Source organism: Pseudomonas sp. YeP6b (assembly GCF_025642995.1).
In the GTDB taxonomy this organism is placed as follows: Bacteria; Pseudomonadota; Gammaproteobacteria; order Pseudomonadales; family Pseudomonadaceae; genus Aquipseudomonas.
Map to the genome: position 1 here is coordinate 3,873,905 of NZ_CP080090.1, position 19,493 is coordinate 3,893,397.

The 19,493-nt window shown below is 60.4% G+C and carries 18 protein-coding genes; 5 read left to right on the forward strand and 13 right to left on the reverse strand.

The annotated features are described in order from the left end of the window. Positions 1-233 precede the first annotated feature (233 nt). The 4 genes from KZH41_RS17385 (at position 234) to KZH41_RS17400 (ending at position 5,038) form a co-directional block, all read left to right on the forward strand. On the forward strand, positions 234-410 hold the full coding sequence (locus KZH41_RS17385) for a DUF6026 family protein (RefSeq protein WP_155296013.1): 177 nt from the start codon (positions 234-236) through the stop codon (positions 408-410). Positions 411-561: 151 nt separating this feature from the next. After that, the gene (locus KZH41_RS17390) at positions 562-2,304 is read left to right on the forward strand and encodes a phosphoethanolamine transferase CptA (RefSeq protein ID WP_242156075.1); all 1,743 of its coding nucleotides are present in this window, start codon (positions 562-564) and stop codon (positions 2,302-2,304) included. A 129-nt stretch (positions 2,305-2,433) separates the two neighbouring features. Further along, the gene (locus tag KZH41_RS17395; protein WP_263273256.1) at positions 2,434-4,674 is read left to right on the forward strand and encodes a TonB-dependent siderophore receptor; all 2,241 of its coding nucleotides are present in this window, start codon (positions 2,434-2,436) and stop codon (positions 4,672-4,674) included. Positions 4,675-4,816: 142 nt separating this feature from the next. Then, the gene (locus KZH41_RS17400; protein ID WP_094950670.1) at positions 4,817-5,038 is read left to right on the forward strand and encodes a hypothetical protein; all 222 of its coding nucleotides are present in this window, start codon (positions 4,817-4,819) and stop codon (positions 5,036-5,038) included. 113 nt (positions 5,039-5,151) lie between these two features. On the opposite strand, the gene KZH41_RS17405 is transcribed toward KZH41_RS17400, so the two are convergent. The 12 genes from KZH41_RS17405 to KZH41_RS17460 form a co-directional block, all read right to left on the reverse strand. Continuing rightward, a complete protein-coding gene (locus tag KZH41_RS17405; protein ID WP_263273257.1) occupies positions 5,152-5,643 on the reverse strand; it encodes a GNAT family N-acetyltransferase in 492 nt (163 codons plus the stop codon). Between the two features lie 158 nt (positions 5,644-5,801). Beyond that, entirely contained in the window at positions 5,802-6,908 is a 1,107-nt protein-coding gene (gene zapE, locus KZH41_RS17410) for a cell division protein ZapE (protein WP_242150278.1), read from the reverse strand. A 15-nt stretch (positions 6,909-6,923) separates the two neighbouring features. Beyond that, positions 6,924-7,259, reverse strand: a complete 336-nt coding sequence (locus tag KZH41_RS17415; protein WP_094950667.1) for a nuclear transport factor 2 family protein — start codon at positions 7,257-7,259, stop codon at positions 6,924-6,926. A 52-nt stretch (positions 7,260-7,311) separates the two neighbouring features. Further along, entirely contained in the window at positions 7,312-8,028 is a 717-nt protein-coding gene (locus tag KZH41_RS17420; protein ID WP_263273258.1) for a helix-turn-helix transcriptional regulator, read from the reverse strand. A 233-nt stretch (positions 8,029-8,261) separates the two neighbouring features. Continuing rightward, entirely contained in the window at positions 8,262-10,919 is a 2,658-nt protein-coding gene (gene pepN, locus KZH41_RS17425) for an aminopeptidase N (RefSeq protein ID WP_263273259.1), read from the reverse strand. Positions 10,920-10,932: 13 nt separating this feature from the next. Continuing rightward, on the reverse strand, positions 10,933-11,763 hold the full coding sequence (locus KZH41_RS17430) for a DUF2797 domain-containing protein (RefSeq protein ID WP_094950664.1): 831 nt from the start codon (positions 11,761-11,763) through the stop codon (positions 10,933-10,935). Further along, positions 11,760-12,020: a YeaC family protein gene (locus KZH41_RS17435; RefSeq protein ID WP_094950663.1), complete on the reverse strand. Its 261-nt coding sequence runs from the start codon at positions 12,018-12,020 to the stop codon at positions 11,760-11,762. Before KZH41_RS17435 ends, KZH41_RS17430 begins: the two co-directional genes overlap by 4 nt. 79 nt (positions 12,021-12,099) lie before the next feature. Further along, a complete protein-coding gene (locus KZH41_RS17440; protein ID WP_242150287.1) occupies positions 12,100-13,023 on the reverse strand; it encodes a tetratricopeptide repeat protein in 924 nt (307 codons plus the stop codon). Next, positions 13,023-13,508, reverse strand: a complete 486-nt coding sequence (locus tag KZH41_RS17445; protein WP_263273260.1) for a hypothetical protein — start codon at positions 13,506-13,508, stop codon at positions 13,023-13,025. Before KZH41_RS17445 ends, KZH41_RS17440 begins: the two co-directional genes overlap by 1 nt. Beyond that, a complete protein-coding gene (locus tag KZH41_RS17450; protein WP_263273261.1) occupies positions 13,508-14,857 on the reverse strand; it encodes an ATP-binding protein in 1,350 nt (449 codons plus the stop codon). Before KZH41_RS17450 ends, KZH41_RS17445 begins: the two co-directional genes overlap by 1 nt. 38 nt (positions 14,858-14,895) lie before the next feature. Continuing rightward, a complete protein-coding gene (locus KZH41_RS17455; protein ID WP_371917674.1) occupies positions 14,896-15,870 on the reverse strand; it encodes a metallophosphoesterase in 975 nt (324 codons plus the stop codon). After that, on the reverse strand, positions 15,867-16,757 hold the full coding sequence (locus KZH41_RS17460) for an NAD(+) kinase (RefSeq protein ID WP_003217892.1): 891 nt from the start codon (positions 16,755-16,757) through the stop codon (positions 15,867-15,869). The genes KZH41_RS17455 and KZH41_RS17460 overlap by 4 nt, the downstream gene beginning before the upstream one ends. A 145-nt stretch (positions 16,758-16,902) precedes the next feature. On the opposite strand from KZH41_RS17460, the gene KZH41_RS17465 reads away from it, so the two are divergent. Next, on the forward strand, positions 16,903-17,850 hold the full coding sequence (locus KZH41_RS17465) for a DUF1853 family protein (protein WP_263273274.1): 948 nt from the start codon (positions 16,903-16,905) through the stop codon (positions 17,848-17,850). On the opposite strand, the gene KZH41_RS17470 is transcribed toward KZH41_RS17465, so the two are convergent. Beyond that, a complete protein-coding gene (locus tag KZH41_RS17470) occupies positions 17,843-19,462 on the reverse strand; it encodes a PvdJ/PvdD/PvdP-like protein (RefSeq protein WP_094950657.1) in 1,620 nt (539 codons plus the stop codon). The two genes, KZH41_RS17465 and KZH41_RS17470, sit on opposite strands and share 8 nt — an antisense overlap. Positions 19,463-19,493: the final 31 nt, after the last annotated feature.

Here is a 19,493-nt window from a genome sequence, read left to right on the forward strand (position 1 = left end):
TAGTTTATAGCGCAATGAGGCTAATGAGGGTTAGTCCAGAGCAGATCCGTGTAGTTTCATGACAAAAAAATAGCCATCGTTTCAGCATCACGGCCCAAAAAGTCACAAGACCATCAAAAATAAAAAAGTTCCCTTGATTCAAAAAAGAATTCAGAATTGCTTCCGACTGTTGTCGAGAACCTTGATTTAAGCGTTCCGGCACCGCGATCTACCGGCTATTTGCGAGGTAAGCAATGAGCACAGCACAGATGACCCGCCCGCCACAGACCCTCTACGTCAGCGTCCGACGCGATGAATTGCGCCAGTTGAAAGACGAGCGCGATCAGTTGCAGCAGGAAGTGCTGCGCCTGCGCTCACACCTTCAGGCCCAAATCAACCTAGCCTCCGGCACCCAGCCCGCCCTTTGCTGAACGTAAGCTGAACGAACCGTTCAGGAATAACTCACAAAGTTTTCACATCTTCCTCCCGATACTCCCGCCGAAAAGGGCCGCCCACGTGCGGTGGCCCTCTGTTGCGCGCATTCCTGCGCGACGACTGGCAATTATCGGGTTGGAGCGCTGGATGGCGATGTTCAAACGCAGCACGAAGTCTGCGAAAGGCTTTGATTGGGCTGGCCTTGGCTGGCTGTTCCTGTTTTTCTGGTACTTCTCGGGTATTACCCAACTTCTGATCCAACTGACCGGCACCTCCGGTTTCAGCGGTTTTCGCCAAGCGTTCTTCATGAGTGCGCTGTGGCTGGCGCCGATGCTGCTATTCCCACGGCGTACACGCTTGCTCGCCGCCTTGATCGGTGTGGTGCTGTGGGCCTGTTCCATGGCCAGCCTGGGTTACTTCTTCATCTACCAGCAGGAATTTTCGCAAAGCGTCATCTTCATCATGTTCGAGTCGAACATCTCTGAAGCCGGCGAATACGCCACCCAATACTTTGCCTGGTGGATCGTGCTGGCGTTCATCGCCCATACCGCCCTGGCTGTTTTTCTGTGGACCCGCGTGCGTCCGGTTTACTTGCCGCGTGGCCAGTCGATACTGGCGGCGACCGCCATCGTAGTGGCCGTGGTCGGTTACCCGCTGGTCAAACAGATTGCTACCAATGACAGCATGGAACACGCCATCGACGGTTTCGAGACCCGCATCGAACCTGCGGTGCCGTGGCAGATGATCGTCGCTTACCGCCGTTACACCGAACAGTTGAACAGTATGCAAGGCATGCTGACCAGCGCCAGCCAGATCCCGCCCCTGAAGAACCTCAAGGACAGCATGGCCGGCCAGCCGTCGACCCTGGTGCTGGTCATCGGTGAATCCACCAACCGTCAGCGCATGAGCCTTTACGGCTACCCGCGCAACACCACGCCGGAACTGGACAAGCTGCGCGACCAACTGGCGGTGTTCGATAACGTCATCACCCCGCGCCCCTACACCATTGAAGCGCTGCAACAGGTGCTGACCTTCGCCGATGAAGAGAACCCGGACCTGTACCTCAAGACGCCGTCAATCATCAGCGTGATGAAACAGGCCGGCTACAAGACCTACTGGATCACCAACCAGCAGACCATGACCAAGCGCAACACCATGCTCACGACCTTCTCCGAACAGGCCGACGAGCAGGTGTATCTCAATAACAACCGCAACCAGAACGCCCGCCAATACGACGGCGACGTGCTGGCACCGTTTGCCAAGGCCATGGCCGATCCCACCGAGCGCAAGTTCATCGTGGTGCACCTGCTGGGTACGCACATGAGCTATCAGTACCGCTACCCGCCGACCTTCGACAAATTCACCGATCGCCAGGGCGTACCGCCGGGCATCAGCGACGCGCAGCTGCCGGTCTACAACAGCTACGACAACGCCGTGCTGTACAACGACTTCGTGGTATCAAGCCTGATCAAGGACTACGCCAAGACCGATCCCAACGGTTTCCTGCTTTACCTGTCAGACCACGGCGAAGACGTGTACGACTCGGTCGGCCACAGCACCCTGGGGCGTAACGAGGGCAAGCCGACGGCACCGATGTACACCATTCCCTTCATCGCGTACGCCTCACCGAAATGGCGCGAAACCCACAACTGGAGCTTCGCAAGCAGCCTGCAGCGGCCCTCCAGCAGTTCGCAATTGATTCACACCTGGGCAGACCTCGCCGGGCTGAGCTTCGATGAATGGGACCGCAGCAAAAGCCTGGTCAATGACAGCTTCAAGCCGCGCCCATTGATGATTGGCGACCCCTATATCGCCCAGAAAAAAGGCCTGATCGATTTCAGCTTGATCAAGCCGAAGAAGCCGGATGCGGCTGAGGTGGTTGCCAAATAGCTGAGGGCTCTGCAACAGAAAGATAACAATCATTCTCGTTTAAGTCTAAAGTTCTCCGCCTCCTTTCGTCTTTGAGCCATGGCCTTCCCTTTCCGGGGCGGCCTCAAAGACGACAAGGAGTCTACCGCGATGTTCGCGCCTTTTACCCGTTCAATGACCCTCACCCTTGGCCTGTTCGGCGCTGTTTTAAGCCCGGACCTGCTGGCTGAAACCGACCCCGAACACCCTCCGGCGAAAGCCCTTGAGCTGGGCGCCACAAGCATCACCGCCGAAGGCCTGGGCGCCAACACCGAGCACACCGGGGCCTACACCACGGGCTCGATGAGTACGGCGACCAAGCTCGACCTGTCCATTAAAGAAACCCCGCAGTCGATCTCGGTGATCACCCGCCAACAGATGGACGACTTCAATCTCAACACCCTGACCGACGTGCTGCGCCAGACCACGGGTGTCAACGTCCAGCACAACGACTCCGACCGCGTTTCCTATACCTCCCGTGGCTATGGCATCACCAATTACCAGGTTGACGGTATGCTCAGTACCTTCGGGTATATGAAGTCAGACGCCGACACCATCATCTACGACCGCATCGAGGTCGTCCGCGGTGCCACGGGGCTGACCACCGGTGCAGGCGACCCCTCGGCCACCGTCAACATGGTACGCAAGCGCCCTACCGCAAAATGGCAGGCCAAGACCGGCGTGAGCGCTGGCAGCCATGACAACTACTACAGCTACGTGGATGTGGGCGGCCCACTGGCATTTGACGGTCGCTTACGCGGGCGCAGCGTGCTGGCCTACCGCGACAGCAAGTCGATCCGTGACAACTACGGGCTACAGCGCACCGTCGGCTACGGCATTCTAGAGGGCGATCTTTCAGACGACACCGTGCTGGCCGTAGGCTTTGATTACCAGGACAAGCACGTGCAAGGTACCTCCTGGGGCACCGTGCCTTACTGGAACAGCCAAGGCGGCAAGGCCAAGCTCTCGCGTTCCACCAACATGGCGGCGGATTGGAGTTCCTGGCCACTGACGGACAAGACCACCTTCGTGACGCTGGACCATCGGCTCGCGGGTGACTGGCACCTGAAAGCGGCCTATACCCATCGTCAAAGCGATACGGACGGCAAGGTCTACTATGGCGGCGCCGGCTTTCCTAATGAAAATCGCAGCGGCATGAACGCCTGGAGCAGCCATATGCTCGGCACCTCCAGAATGGAGGCCATTGACCTCAGCCTCGCCGGGACTTATGCGCTTGCCGGTCGCGAGCACAAGCTGATGGTGGGGTATGCGGAAGCCGCGCAACGCGACACCTCACCGTTTATGCGCAGGGGCAAAACACCAGACGGGTACAACACCATCGAAGACTGGAAATACATGGGCGGGATCGGCAAGTTTCCCGACACGGTCACCCACCTCAAAGGTGAACACAGCAATAAAAAACAAAAGGCGGGTTACCTTGCCACTCAACTGAACCTGACCGATCGCCTGCACGCCGTGCTGGGCAGCCGTTATGGCAGCTGGGAATACGAAACGGCCGTCCCTGACTATGACGCCAACGACCAGCTGAAGAACAGCGACAAGTCCCGCCAGACGCACAATGATATGTGGACGCCTTATGCCGGGCTGCTCTATGACCTGACGCCGGAGTACACGGTCTACGCCAGTTACACCGATATTTTCACACCGCAGGACGCCCTCGACGCAAGTAACAAGTACCTGGAACCCGTCGTAGGTAGCAATTACGAGGTGGGCCTCAAAGGCAGCCTGCTGGAACAGCGCTTGAATGTGGCCGCGGCTTATTTCTGGAGCACCCAGGACAACGTGGCAGAACGGGACGACTCGGTACCACCGAACCCGACCACAGGCGAGGAGTACTACAAATCCGGTGGCAAAGGTAACAAGGTAAAGGGCTTCGAACTGGAGGTCGCCGGTGAAGTCATGCGCGATTGGAATGTGACTGCCGGCTACACCTATACCCACTCGCTGAATGGCTCAGGCAAACGCAACAATACCGAACAGCCACTCAACCTGCTGAAGGTCTCCAGCGCCTACCGGCTGCCTGGCGCGTGGCACAAGCTGACCGTCGGTGGCGCGGTCAACTGGCAGAGCGACACGTATGACTTCAGCAACCGCCCGACGGGCGCCCGGGATGGCGAGGGCAACCTGATCACCACGCGGGCGAAGATCACCCAACAGGCCTACACCGTGGTCAACCTGATGTCGCGTTATCAGTTCGACGAGCATGTTTCGGCATCAGTTAACGTCAATAATCTATTTGATAAAAAATATTACGAACGTGTCGGCTTTTATAATGGCGTGTATTGGGGAGACCCGCGCTCTATCACGCTCGCGCTGGACTGGAGGCTTTAAGCCACGCCCCCGAAGTTAACACAATCGTTAACTTTCGGGGCGCGCCCCGTTAATTCCCTCTTAATAAGGCCCCTCCAAACTCGCCCCATGAATCTGATCAAGGAGCGACCGGAAACCTATCACTCTTAATGGGAATACTGCCATGAAACTCTCGACCTTGATGCTTGCCAGCCTGATGACCCTGACCTCCGCTGCCGCCTTTGCAGAAGGCGGTTCAGAGCGCTCCAAGCAGTTTTACAACGACTTCACATTCATGCAGCAAAAGACACACGGCACGGCTGACAAAACAGCGATTGCCGATGGCAAGACTGTAAAGCCTCGCACTACCGAACAACCGGATGCCGAGCAAAAACCGAACAGCTAATTTAATACTTAGTTAATCCGCACTACCCTGCGCCATTCCGCTCCGTTGGCAAAGGTTAACTTGGCGCCATTTAATGGCGCCTTTTTTTGTTTTGAGTTTAATAACCGCAACTATTAAAGCGGCTTATTCCAGAACAACATGCGCCCGTGAGCCGGGTCAAAAATCGAATCATCAAAACCGAACTTGCGATACGCCGACTGAGCCACCTCATTGCCCTCGAGCACCTCCAGGGTGATCTTGCAGCAACCACGCTGACGCGCGATCTCTTCGACCTTCTGCAACATTTTCTGACTCAACCCCAGGCCCCGAAACTGATTCATCACCACCACGTCGTGAACGTTGACCAACGGGCGGCAAGCAAACGTCGAGAACCCTTCAAAGCAGTTAACCAACCCCGCCGGCTCGCCGCCGACAAACGCCAGTACGCTGAACGCGTGGGGGCGCTTGGCCAGTTCGGCGGGCAGTTGCTGCAGCAAGTCCGCAGGCAACGTATGGCCGCCGCCCATTGGGTCTTCGGCGTAATGGTTAAGCACCAGGCCGATGGCCTCGGCATGAACGGGGTTGGTGTAGCTGGCTTGCAGCACCAGGATGTCTGGGGTGTCCATGTCCTTCCTCAATCACGACAACAAGGGAATAGGCTCCCTTTTAGGGGAACAATTGTAAGCGCGGAGCCGGCAGTAGATGAAGGAGATTAACTACAAATGCCCGATAGAAAGCGCGAAGGTTGTGCGCATTAACAGGCACCATCAGCCTCGGATTTGTCCTATGCGCCGAAACGTTGAAGTTGCATCTCTTGTAAGCGGCTCAGGGTCCGTCGAAATGCAAACTCCAGATAGCCTTCGGTGTAGAGGTTTTGCAGCGGCACGCGGGCCTCGATGAACAACGGCACTTTACGGTCATAACACTCGTCCACCAGCGCTATAAAACGCCGCACGCTGTCATCATGCACCGACAATTCAGGTAACTCACGATCACCGGCCACGACGCGCTGGGCAGCATCTTCGGTGCCCCGGGCAATGCGCGCCGGGCGTTTTTGCGCGCTCAGGTTGGGGACTTCACCCAGCAGAATCGCCTTGAAGCGGTCGCACAGCAGCATAAAGTCCATGGCCGCCAGCGGCTGTTCGCACAGATCACAGTAGCGGCACCACAGCACCGTGTCGCTGGACTGCACCGCCACAATCGAACGATAGCCAACCGTGACCGCCCCGCCGCTCACCGCCTGCCCTTCACTCAGTTGCTTGAATACCGTGGCAAGTGCATCCGGCTGGTTCACCCAGTAGCGTTGCAGGCCCACACCAGGATGCAACCGGTGATCTTCACCACCGTCTACCGCCACCACTTGCATGTGCTGCTTGATCGCCTCAATGCCCGGCAGGAAACGCTCGCGATTGAAGCCGCCGGCGTAGAGCTGGTCGGGCGGCTGATTCGACGTGCAGACCACCACCACGCCCTCCTCGAACATCACCTGGAACAAGCGGCCGAGAATGATCGCGTCACCGATGTCATTCACGAACAGCTCGTCGAAACACAGCACGCGTACTTCCTGGGCGAGTTCCCGAGCCAAAGCCTGCAAGGGGTCCTGGATACCGCTGAGCTGGAACGAACGCTGATGCACCCAGCCCATGAAGTGATGGAAATGCTGGCGCCGCGCGGGCACCCGCAGGCTTTGGTAGAACTGGTCCATCAACCAGGTTTTACCGCGCCCCACCGGCCCCCACAGATAAACCCCGGTGATGGGCGCGCGGCCTTGATGCAAGGCCTCGTGGCAGGCTTGCAGGGCTTGCACCGCCTGGCACTGGGCGTCGTCGGGGACGAACCCTTGCTGGGCGATGGCGTGTTGGTAAGCGGCGAGAGGCGAGTCGAAAGTCATGCGTGCCAGTATGACTTACAAGGAGATATCCAGCCGTGAAATCTTGCCCTGCCCGTTCAGGCGGAAGGTGTAGCGCAGCTCCAGCGGGCTACCGGGGAAATTGCCGGAAACCACATTACTGACCAACACCTTGCCGGTGCGATGCTGCACGTTGAGTACTTCGACCCGCGGCTGGTAGCGACGCCCGGTGTCTTCCATCCAGCGGGCAATGGCGGCACTGCCGGCCTGATGCTCGCCCTCATCGAACACGTTGGCGTCCTCGGCAAACCAATCGGAAACGGACGAAATGTCGCGGGTATTCGTCGCAGTGATATAGGCCACGATGGCCGGCGCCAATTCAGCAGTAGACATGACACAGCTCCTTGTTTGGTGATTTGTAACGCCATGCTAAGCCAGGGCTGTGTCAGTTTTTGTCAGGAGTAAACGGCCCGGCTTCATTCTGCTCCATCAACTTGCGCCAGGCGCGTAGCCAGTCGCTGCGTCGCCCCGGATAACGCTCGCCGTGGGCTTGGGCGACGGCCACCCGGTCGGTGCGAAAAGTGCGATAGGCACCGCGCAATTCACACCAGGCCACGATCACCCGTACCTCGTTGAGAAAGCCCAGGGCCAGCGGCCAGATCAGGCGCTGGCTCTGGGTTTGGCTCGCGTCTGCGTAATCGATATGCAATTTGGCCTGATTGCGAATGGCCTCGCGAAACACATTAAGCGGCACACGGTTTTCCGGGTAGCCAAACCCTGGCGGGCCCGGCAGCAACGTCGGGTTACGCAGGGCTTCCTGCGCCGTCGGGTCAAGCACATCGGCAATCTTCGCCAAAGCGTTCGCGGCGGCGCGGCTCAGTACCTCATCACCGCGCTGATCCACGTAGCGCAAGCCCAGCACGATCGCTTCGGTTTCGTCGGCGTTGAGCATCAATGGCGGCAGAAACAAGCCGCTGCGCAACACATACCCTACCCCGGCCTCGCCGAAAATCGGTGCGCCCAAGGCGGTCAGTTCGGCGATATCGCGGTACAGCGTGCGCTCGGAAACTTCCAGCTGTGCAGCCAGTACGGCGGCTGTTACCGGGCGTTTTTTGCCGCGCAGGGCTTGGAGCAAAGTCAGTAGACGAGTGGTACGCGACACGTTGATCCCGCCTGAAAAACGAAAATGTGCCGCAGCTTAGCAGAGCCCCCTGTCAGAAAATGTCAGCAGTAAAAAAGCCTTCTGACTGAATAGCTGACGCAGATCATTTTGTTTTCGATGGCGACCTCGCAGCGGGTGGCAACTTACTAAATACCGGCGCGCGCCCTCGGCCAACCGTTATCTGAGACGAAAAAAAACGGCCTGAGCAGGCCGTTTTTTTTCAAGCGCAGAACTTACGCAAGGCTCTTGCTGACCACCTCGAACACATCGCTGGACAGCTCACCGCAGGCACGAATGCGCTCCAGCTGCGCCTTCATCAGCGCCTGGCGCGCGCTGTCGTATTTGCGCCAGCGAGTCAACGGCGCCAACTGGCGCGAGGCGATCTGCGGATTGAAGGCGTTCAACTGGATCACCAAGTCCGCCAGGAAACGGTAGCCCGAGCCATCCGCCGCGTGGAAGTTGATCAGGTTCTGCCCGGCAAACGCGCCGACCAGCGCCCGTACCTTGTTCGGGTTCTTGATGTTGAACGCCGGGTGTTCCATCAACGCGTTGACCCGCGCCAGCCCGCCCGGCAAGGTGCTGCCAGCCTGCACGCTGAACCACTGATCCATGACCAACGGGTTGTCCTTGAAGTTCTCGGCAAACACCGCCAGCGCCTTGGCCTTCTCGGCCTCGAACGGCGAATTCACCAACACCGCCAGCGCGGTCAGGCGTTCGGTCATGTTGTCGCTGGTGTCAAACTGGTCCAGCGTCGCCACCAGCACTTGCGGCTTGCCGCTGAGCATCAGGTACGACAGCGCGATGTTCTGCAAGGCGCGACGGGCAAAGTGCTCGGCCGCCGCCACGTACGGCGTCTGCTTGGACAGCTCGCGATTGGCCTGGTAGCGCAGCCACAGCGATTCATAGAGGTTGTCGGCCAGCTGCTTGCGGGCAAACTCACGGGCAGCGTGGATCGCATCCACATCCGCCACTTCACTGATTTCGGTCAGGTAGGCTTCGCTTGGCAGCGAGAGCATCTCGGCGACCATCGCCTGGTCCAGGCTTTCATCGCTCAACACCGTGCGCAGCGCGTCGATCAAGCGCTGATCCAGCTTCAGCGGCTGACCCGCCTGATGCTGACCGATCAGCTCCTGCAACACCTGCACCGACAGTTGCTGGCCGGCATCCCAGCGGTTGAAGCCGTCGCTGTCATGCTGCATCAGGAACATCAGCTGGTCGCGGTTGTACGGGAAGCTCAGTTTCACCGGCGCCGAGAAGCCGCGCAGCAACGACGGCAACGGCTGCTCGGCGATATCAACGAACGTGAAGGTCTGCTCGGCTTCGGTCACCGAAATCACACGGGACGTGGCGCCAGCGCTTGCCTCACCGGCCAGGCGCAAGGCGATAGCGGCGCCCTTCGCGTCCAGCAGGCCCAGCTCAACCGGAATCACGAACGGCAGTTTTTCAACCTTGTCCGGGGTTTGCGGGCAGCTCTGGCGGAAGGTCAGGCTGTAGGTCTTGGCAGCGGCGTCGTAGGACTCGCTCACCACCAGGCGCGGCGTGCCGGCTTGGCTGTACCAGCGCTTGAACTGCGTCAGGTCGGCGCCGTTCGCATCTTCCATGGCCTTGATGAAGTCGTCGCACGTCACGGCCTGGCCGTCATGGCGTTCGAAGTACAGGTCGCTGCCTTTGCGGAAGCCTTCGGCGCCGAGCAAGGTGTGGATCATGCCGACCACTTCCGAGCCCTTTTCGTACACGGTCAGGGTGTAGAAGTTGGAGATTTCGATAAAGCTGTCCGGGCGCACGGCGTGGGCCATGGGGCCGGCGTCTTCGGCAAACTGGTGGGTACGCAGGTACGCCACGTCCTGAATGCGCTTGACCGTGGCCGAGTTCATGTCGGCCGAGAAGCCCGAGTCGCGGAACACGGTGAAGCCTTCCTTCAACGACAGCTGGAACCAGTCGCGGCAGGTCACGCGGTTGCCCGACCAGTTGTGGAAATATTCGTGGGCGACGATCGCCTCGACCCGCTGGTGCGCGGCGTCGGTGGCGGTTTCGGCGCGGGCCAGCACGGCGCTGGAGTTGAAGATATTGAGGCCCTTGTTCTCCATGGCGCCCATGTTGAAGTCATTGACCGCCACGATCATGAAGATGTCGAGGTCATACTCGCGGCCGTAGGTCTCTTCATCCCAGCGCATGGACTTTTTCAGGCTGTTCATGGCGTGCTGGCACTTGTCGATATTTTCTGGCTCGACGTAGATGCGCAGCGCCACTTCGCGGTGGGTCATGGTGGTGAAGGTGTCTTCAACACACCACAAATCACCGGCCACCAGCGCGAACAGGTAGGCCGGTTTCTTGAACGGGTCTTCCCAGGTCGCCCAGTGGCGGCCGTCTTCACCCGGGCCGCTGGCGATCGGGTTGCCGTTGGACAGCAGCACCGGGTAGCGGTGTTGCTCGGCGATCACGGTGGTGGTGAAGGTGCTCATCACGTCCGGGCGGTCGAGGTAATAGGTGATTTTACGGAAGCCTTCAGCCTCGCACTGGGTGCAGAACATGCCGCTGGATTTGTACAGGCCTTCCAGGGCGGTGTTGGTTTCCGGGTGGATGCGCACGCTGGTGTCGACCGTGAAGGTGTCGCTGGTCGGGTGCAGGGTCAGGTGGCTGTCGGTCAGCTGGTAGTCGGCTGCGCTCAGTTCACGGTCGCCCAGGGTGACGCTCAACAGCTCCAACTGCTGGCCATCGAGCAACAGCGGCGGCAGGCCGGCGCCGCGCTCGGGGTTGCGGCGCATCACCAGCTGCGCGTGGACCAGGCTGTGGTCCTCGAACAACTCGAAGGTCAGGTGCGTCTCTTCAATCAGGTAGTCCGGCGCCTGATAGTCCTTCAGGTAAATCATCTTCGGTTGTTCGGTGCGCATGGGTGGCATCCTTCTACTGATGCACGGCGAGCTGGTAGGCCGTGTACTTACGAATGTTGATAACGCCGGTGTCGAAGATCAGGTATTGGCCCTTGATCCCCAACAGCGTGCCTTCGGCAATCGGGTTCTTGTCCAGGTTGAAGCTGACGATCTTGGCGGGATACTGCTCCACCGGGTAGCGGATTTCGAGTGGTTCGATGTCGGTTACCGGTTGGATGGCTTGTAGGCCAAAGCGTTCCTGCAAATTCAACAGGCCTTCGGCGCACGAGGCGAACAGCTCATCGCGCACCTGCGCAAGGTCCACCGATTGCGCGTCGCCCTTGAGTAAAGCACGCCAGTTGGTCTTGTCCGCCACTTGGCTGCGGAACAGGTCTTCGACGAAACCTGACTGCTGGCGAGTCGCAACGCGCATGATCGGCAGCGCCTGGCTGGCGCCCTGGTCCAACCAACGGGTTGGCAACTGGGTGGCACGGGTGATGCCGACCTTGATGCCCGACGAGTTAGCCAGGTACACCACATGGTCGGTCATGCAGAATGTTTCGCCCCAACCCGGATCACGGCAGGTGCCGGCGTCGTAATGGCAACGCTCGGGGCTCATGATGCACAGGTCGCACTGGGCCAGTTTGGTCATGCACGGGTAGCAGTAACCCTGGCTGAAACTGGTCTTGGTCTTGCGACCGCAATGGCTGCAATGGATGGCGCCGAGGTATTCCAGGCGCACGTGAGTGCCGATCAATGGGTTGACCGGCACCTCGGTATCGCCAAGGCGAAACGCGTATTGAACGGTCGGCTCACCGAGTTGCGCCGACATTTTGCTGACTGCACCGCGACCAATTTCAATCAATGGATCGCATCCGACTTGAACAGAATGTTCGGCACCGGCGCCGACTTGGACGCACATTCCTGCGGGCCCATGTAGCCGGTACGCTGCTCTTCTGGCAGGTTCTGGATTTCCCAGGCGATCACCGCTTGCAGCGACAGTTCGCGCTGCTCAGCAGTGAGCTTGCGGCCATCGGACCACTTGCCGATTTCCACGGCGAGCTTGAGGCTCTCGTAGACGTCCGGGGTGATGTTTTCGATCATTTCAGCAAAAGACGACATGTGCACAACCTCTAGATAACGGTCGCTGGTTCAGCGAATGCAATGATGACAATTGACGGCCGGGCGCGATACCGGCGCGTCAGAATTCCTTGGACAACTTGACCTGGGCCAGCTCCTTTTCCAGCAAGCGCCGGAAGATCTGCGGCGCCGCGAAGGTATAGGCCGCAAACGCCAGCCACACCCAATCAATCATCTGAGCCACTTGTGGATGACCCTGGGTCGCCAGGGTGATGACCACCACACGATAGACCACGAACATAAACAGCAGCAGGACAATGGCGCGGGTGGCGCTGCGCTCGTTCATCCAGCTGTTGAAGCGCCACCAGGCACCAAGAAACACATTGCTGCGGGCTTTTACCGCCGTCAGCAGGTGCAACGCCGCGACATTCGTGGCGTTTTCCTGCAAGGCCCAGATGGCATGGTCGCGGGCGCCGTTGATATCGCCTTCGCGCAGCAGCAAATGCCCCAGCACCACCACCGCGCCCGCATTACTCGGATCGGCCTGCAACGCCTGGCGCGCGAACTGATGCGCCTGGTCCCAATGGCCGCTGGCACGATGAAACTGCGCCATGGCAACCAGATTGGAAGCATCGTCGGGGCCCAGCTCCAGGGCTTTTTCCAGTGGTTCGCGGCTCTGCGCCAAGCGGCCGGTCAATTGATAAAGTTCGGCCAGGCAGCGGTAATTGACGGGGTTGAGCGGTTCCATATCCAGCAGTTGGGTCAGATGTTCCTGAGCCAGGCTGAATTTGCGCAGGGCAATCGCCACCTGGGCCGCCGCGTAGTGGGCCAACGGCATCTGCGCATCGGCCGCCAGGGCCAGCTGCACTTCACGCTTGGCCGCGTGCACGCGCCGCATGTTCATCAAACAGATCGCCAATAACGCATGGGCTTCGGCCGAATGCGGGTCGCTGGCCAGCAACTGGCGCAACGCATCGATGGCGCCGTCATTGTGGTCAGCCTGTAGGCGTTGATAGGCCAATTGCAGCAAGTAATCGGTATTCATCAGCTCATCACCAGATACCAAAGGGTGCTGGGCACCCATTTGACGACCATGCCCTTGAGCACAAAGCCACCAATCAACGCCAAGGGAAGACCAAAGCGGTTGAGGACACCGCCGTAGTACTGGTAAATCTCGATGGTCGCGTTCTGCTGCATATACAACAGGTAACCAATGCTCAATTTCCACACCACCAGCACCAGCAAGGCATATTGGATCTCGGCCTGGCTCTGGATGTAGCCCAAGCCCACCAGTTGCAGCAACCCGAAACCGATCACCACGCTGCCCACCAAAGCCACGACAGCCAGGACCCACTCACGCACGCGTGTCGGGCTGCCCACAGCAATCGAGTTGAACACAAACCATGGCAAGCCGAGCCAGGCACCGCCCAGCATCAGGCCCAACAATGGCCAGAGCGGTGAAACCGCCCACTTGGCCAAGGCGCCCGGGCGCGGTTCATCTTCGATGCGGTAACCACCGTATTGCGCCATCAGCGACCCTTCCCGTGCTTGTCGAGGAAGGCCAGCACCTCGTCATATTGATTGCCTTCATTGGCATAGCGCGCGTAATTGCGCGCCGTGGTCAGCCACTCCAAGGTGGTAGCACGCACGTCTTTCAACGCTGCCTTGAAATGGCGGTCGCAGATCGACTGTTCGGCGCCACTCTCGATAGAGGCTTCAATCGCCTCGTCGGCGGCGGTTTCCACCAGCTCGCTGAGGTCCGCGCCCGAGAAGCCCGAAGTGTTCTTGGCCAGGAAGGCAAAGTCGATGTCATCGGCCATCGGCCGGCCTTTCATCATCACCTTGAGCATGCTTTCGCGCGCTGCGCGATCCGGTGGCGGCACGAACAGCACCCGATCAAAGCGACCGGGGCGACGGAATGCCGAGTCCACCGACCACGGCACGTTGGTCGCGGCGAGGATCAACACCCCGTGGTTGTCATTGGTAAACCCGTCCATCTCGGACAAGAACTGGCTGACCAGTTTTGACGACGTCGACTCGCGGGTGTTGGACCGTTTGCCACCCAGCGCCTCGACTTCATCGAAGAACATCACCGCAGGCGCCTGCGCCCGTGCCTGTTCGAACAGCGCGTGCAATTTGCGCTCGGATTCGCCGATGTACATGTCCAGCACATCGGAAATGGCCACATTGAAAAACGTCGCCTTGCACTCCCCGGCCGTGGCACGAGCCAACAATGTTTTGCCACAGCCCGGTGGGCCGTACAGCAGCACGCCGCCGCCGACCTTCTTGCGAAAGCGCTGGAACAAGCCTGGTTTTTGATACGGCAGAATGATCTTTTTGTGGATGGTCTTTTTCAGCTCATCCAGGCCACCGATATCATCAAAGGTCAGGGTTTCCTTTTCCGGCACCAACAGGCGCACCACTTCGCTCTGGTCGGTGTCGTCATTGGAAATCACGCGCAGGCGCGGGCGCCCTTCGGCGGCCGGAAAATCCAGCACCGAGACATTCAAGCGGCGCCACAGCGCCATGTCTTCCAGCGCCGGGTTGGCATCGACCGCCGCGCGGTATTCCACCTGGGCTTCCTTGAGGCGCTCCAACGCCGCCAGCGCACGCGCCTTGAGCAGGCGCGCGGCAGGCTCATTACCCTCAATCAGTTGCAAGGCACGCGAGGCTTGGCCGGCGACCAAGCACAGCTGCGCTGCGGCCAGCTTCAGGGCGGCAGCATCGGGCCACTGTTCAAGGTCGGCCGGCAGCAGTTTAAGCCCCCGCTCATGCTCGCCGCGCTCAAGGCTGGCGCCAAGCAGCAGCGTCAGCAGCGCGACATTGCCGGGCGCCGCAGACAACGCGGCCTCCAACTGGTCGAACGTCGAATCATCCATGGTGCTTCCTTAAAAGTTCAGTGACGGCACACAGAGGCTCATGCGATCACCTCCGGCCGTTCAACATCGACCCACACAAACTTGCGCGGATCCAGTTGGGTTTCCTGATCCAGCCGGTAGGCCACCAGCTTGCCGTACAGCACGGCGCTGTAGTCCAGGCAGGCCAAGTTGGGGCGGATCGGTGCCGGTTTGCCGCTGCGCCAGTAATGGCCGACGAACAACAACGGTTCGTCGACGCCATAACGCAGCAGGGAGTTTTTTTCGGTCGACGACAATGGCGTACGTGCCACCGGCTCCGGCAGCGCATCGGGCTGGAACACGATGTCGCCGTAGGTTTTCGGGTCGTCTTCCCAGAATTTGGTGCGAAAGAACGAGCGCGTCAGCCCATCGCCACCGGTCAGCGTCAGGCCATCCGGCAGGCGCATATCGGTGCCGCGCAGTAAGCGGTCGAAGGCGTTGCAGGCAAAACTGCCCGGCACGGCAGCGGCCTGCAGGAAATGCTGGTCGATGCAGCCATCCGGGAAAGTCGCGCGCAGCGGCTGGATAAACCCATCATCCCAGCACGCATGCACCACGCGGAAACGCCCCGCATCAACAAACAGCGGCATGTCGTAGAACCAACCGAGAAAATCGTGCCAGTCGCCCGGGTGCTGTTCGAATTGGGTCAGGGTTTCGTGGATCAATCGCGCGTGGCGTGGGTTGTGCTCGCGCACGAACTGCTTGCCGCTGCCCGGCGGCGCGGCTGTGCTCCAGCCCAGCGCGTTGAATTCGTGGTTGCCCATGATGCACAGCGCCTGACCGGCCTCGGCCATGTCGTGGACGATATGCAGCGCCTCGCGAATGCGCGGGCCACGGTCGATGATATCGCCGAGGAACACGGCCATTCGCGACGGATGGCGCCAAGTGCCACCCTGCTTGTGGTAACCCAGCCGGTCGAGCAAATGCTCAAGGGTATGAGCGCAACCGTGCACGTCACCAATCAGGTCGTAGTTACGCGCGGGATCGAGCATCAGTCGCCTCCACCCCCCAAGCGGCTACCCCAGCCCAACTTGGTGCGGCACACTTCGTAGTAGTTGTGATCCAGCGGGTGGATCAACCGCAACTTCTGCGCCTTTTTGCTCACGGTGATGGTGTCACCGGGGGCGCAGGTGAAATGGTTCTGCCCGTCACAGGAGACTTGCGGGTAGATCTGCATGTCTTTGGACACCACGATTTTCAGCTCACTGTTGCCATCGACCACAATTGGCCTGCTGGACAACATATGGGGGTACATCGGCACGATCACAATGGCATCCAGCTTGGGATGCATGATCGGGCCGCCTGCCGACAGCGCATACGCCGTGGAACCGGTCGGCGTGGCGACGATCAGGCCGTCGGCCTTCTGGCTACACACGAACTGGCCGTCGATATACAGCTCGAACTCGATCATCCGCGTGGACTTGCCCGGGTGCAGCACCACGTCATTGAGTGCATCGCCCTGGCCGATGGCCTCGCCGTGGCGGCGCACTTCGGCTTGCAGCAGGAAGCGGTTTTCGACCAGATAATGGCCGTCGAGCACCTTGGCCACTTCGACTTCCAGCTCATCCGGGCGGATGTCGGTGAGAAACCCCAGGCTGCCGCGGTTGATCCCCAACACCGGCACGTTATGCCGCGCCAGGGCCCGGGCGGCGCCGAGCAGGCTGCCGTCGCCGCCGACCACAATGACCATGTCGCAGACTTCGCCGAGCATTTTGCGCGACGAGGTTTGCAGGCCGTGGCCCGGCAGGATTTCGGCGATGGTGTCTTCGAGGATCACGTGCAGGTGGCGCTCGAGCAGAAACTTTTTCAGTCGGCGGACGGTGTCCAGCACCTGGGTACTGCCCAGGCGACCGATAATGCCGATATTGCGAAATTGCTCCATGGGGCTCCTGCGGGATGTTGGGTGTGGCGAAAAACAACGATTATGGGCGAAAGGCCGCTTCAGGCAAAATCCTTTGTCGCCATGAAGCCTTGATGACAATGGTTCTCAGCCACCTGTCCTGCGCTTAAAAGGCTATGCTCGGACCATGACTGTGTTCCCGGATCTGCACAACCTGCCCCGCCAGTTGCGGCACCCCGAGGTGCGCGACCTGGCGTGGGTGATGCTGGCCCCGCCGATGCTCGCGCAAACGCCTTGGCCACAGCGCCACCCGCTGGCCGGTAGCGACTGGGTGCAGGCACCGCACCTGCTGGAACACTGGTTGCGCACTCTCGACCAAGACAGCCGCGCCTTGCAGCATTGGCTCAGCCTGTCACGCACCCGCCGCCTGGGCCTGTATTACGAACGCCTGTGGCAATTTGCCGTGCAGCATGCGCCGGGCGTGGAATTGCTGGCTGCCAACCTGCCGATCCGCCGTGCCGGGCATACCTTGGGCGAGCTGGATATGCTGCTGCGCGACCGCGATGGCGTGCACCACCTGGAACTGGCGATCAAACTCTACCTGGGGCCGCAGAGCGGCAATGGCCTGGACACCGCGCAATGGCTGGGGCCCGGCTGTCATGATCGGCTGGACCGCAAGTTAGCGCATCTGGCCCAGCACCAACTGCCGATTTCAGCACGCCCGGAAAGCCGCGAGGCGCTCGCAGCGCTGGATATCCAGCAATTCGACGCGCACTTGTGGCTCGGCGGGTATTTGCTCTACCCCTGGCCCGGCCAGGCCGAGCCGCCCCACGGCGCCCATCCGCTGCATTTGCGTGGGCGCTGGCTGCATCAGCGCGATTGGCCGGCGCTGGTCAGTGCCAGCCCACCGGGGCGCTGGCAACCGCTGCCCCGGCACGCCTGGCTGGCGCCGGCGCATTACCCGCAGGCGCAAGTGTGGAGTGAGGAGCAGATGCACGGCTGGCTGGCAGCGCTGGACCCGATGGCACCGGCGCAACTGTTGGTGCGCCTTGTGCAAAATGGCGAGGATTGGGAGGAAGCCGAACGCCTGTTTCTGGTAGCCGATCTCTGGCCAAACGTCCCAGGCGTTACTTGACCTTCAAGTGCCGCGCATACCAGGGCCGCCTCGGCACACGCTTGAACAATGCCTGCAAGCCTTCGTCCTCAGCGGCAAATGTAATACGCAGCGCCAGCTTCATGGTCTCCGGGTCCATTTCCATCGAGCGCCCCATCTGTAACCCCGGCGTGGTGCTGCAGCCGTGGGTGTCCGGCCCCAGCCACGGATCGCCCACTTCCACCCAACGCCCCTGCGCGAACCAGTTCACGCCATTGACCTCAAGCCGGCTGACCTCGCCTGGATTAAAGCGCTCGTGGGCGCGATACCAATCCTCGATGCGGTCGTCGATCCAGCCGTGAAAATGCCAGAACACCGGGTTTACATGCGATGAAAACGGGTCGCCGAGAAAGTCGTTTTCCGGCGCATACCAGCGCGCGGCAAAGTCCGACGGATCGCGGGCGAACGGCACCGGCGCGCCGTTGGACGGGTCACGCGGCACCGAGGCCCAGCGCATGTGCAGCCAGTCGTGCAGGCCCAGCTCCATCTCCGAGCCCAACTGCCCCAAGGTCAGCTTGGCCAAGTAACGCGGATCGCGGTATTGGGATTCCCAGACCTGGAAGTTGCTGTGGTAGGCCTCGGCCGCCTTGATATCACTGACCCATTGGGTGTAGTCGCTGTCATCCGGCGCCGACCAACACGGCGGCAGCGCGAAGCCGTCGTGGTTATCGAAATAACGCACAAAGCCCAGGCGATCGCGTTCCAGCGCCGGCTGCGGTTCGGGGAATTGCGGCCACGACGGCAAATCTTGCATGGAGCGTGCGGTGCCGAGCATGTGGCGGTGCATGAAAAAGAAGTCGATACCCGAACCGTTGCGGTCTTTGCGCTTGCCGCGTGCGTCGCGTTCCTGGCCGCGCGGGCCAGGCTGCCAGCCGATACCGCGCAAGGCGTCGCGCTTCTCTTGCGAGAGTTTGTGCCACTGGTCACGGGTGGCATGCCAGAGCTGGTGAAACAGGCGGTGCTCGGGCGAAATCAGCCAGGCCAGCAGCGTCGGGTTGAGGCCGATGCGTTGGCGGGCTTCGGGAAACAGCTGCTTGTGGGCGATAAAGCGGTTGTCGCGTTCGGTCAACGCCAACGGCCGATCGAGGTTGAGAATCTGCCCGCTGAGGGTACTGCTGCCGGCGTTGGCGAAGTCGGCCCAGACTTCATCGAGGGTCATCTTGAACTCATAGGCCGGTGCGCCGTCGGCCGCATCGCGGTCGATCAGGCGCCAGTAAAGCAAGGCGCCCTCGCCTGTCAGCACATCACCGAGTACGCGGTAGCGCGGCTCACCTTCGGCGCGCAGGTTGTGTGCGGTGTCGAGGTAGCCGCGCAAGCCACGGCCACGCGGGGCAATGTCCAGCAGCAGTTCCAGACCTTGCAACGGCAGGCCCTTTAGCCCGGCGTCGCGGCCTTCCAGGCGCAGGCTCCACACACCGCGCAAAATGTTCGCCAAGTGCTGGCCTTCGGTGTTAGCCAACTCCACCGTGGCCTCGCCCGGGGTGATGGGGAACTCTTCTTCACGCGTCAGCTCGCGATGGGCATAAAAGGCCGCCGGCACGGCGGCGCCTGTCAGCGCCAGGCCTGCGATGAACCCACGTCGAGAGATCGTCATTGTCTACCTTAGGAAACGGCTTAATCAGAGC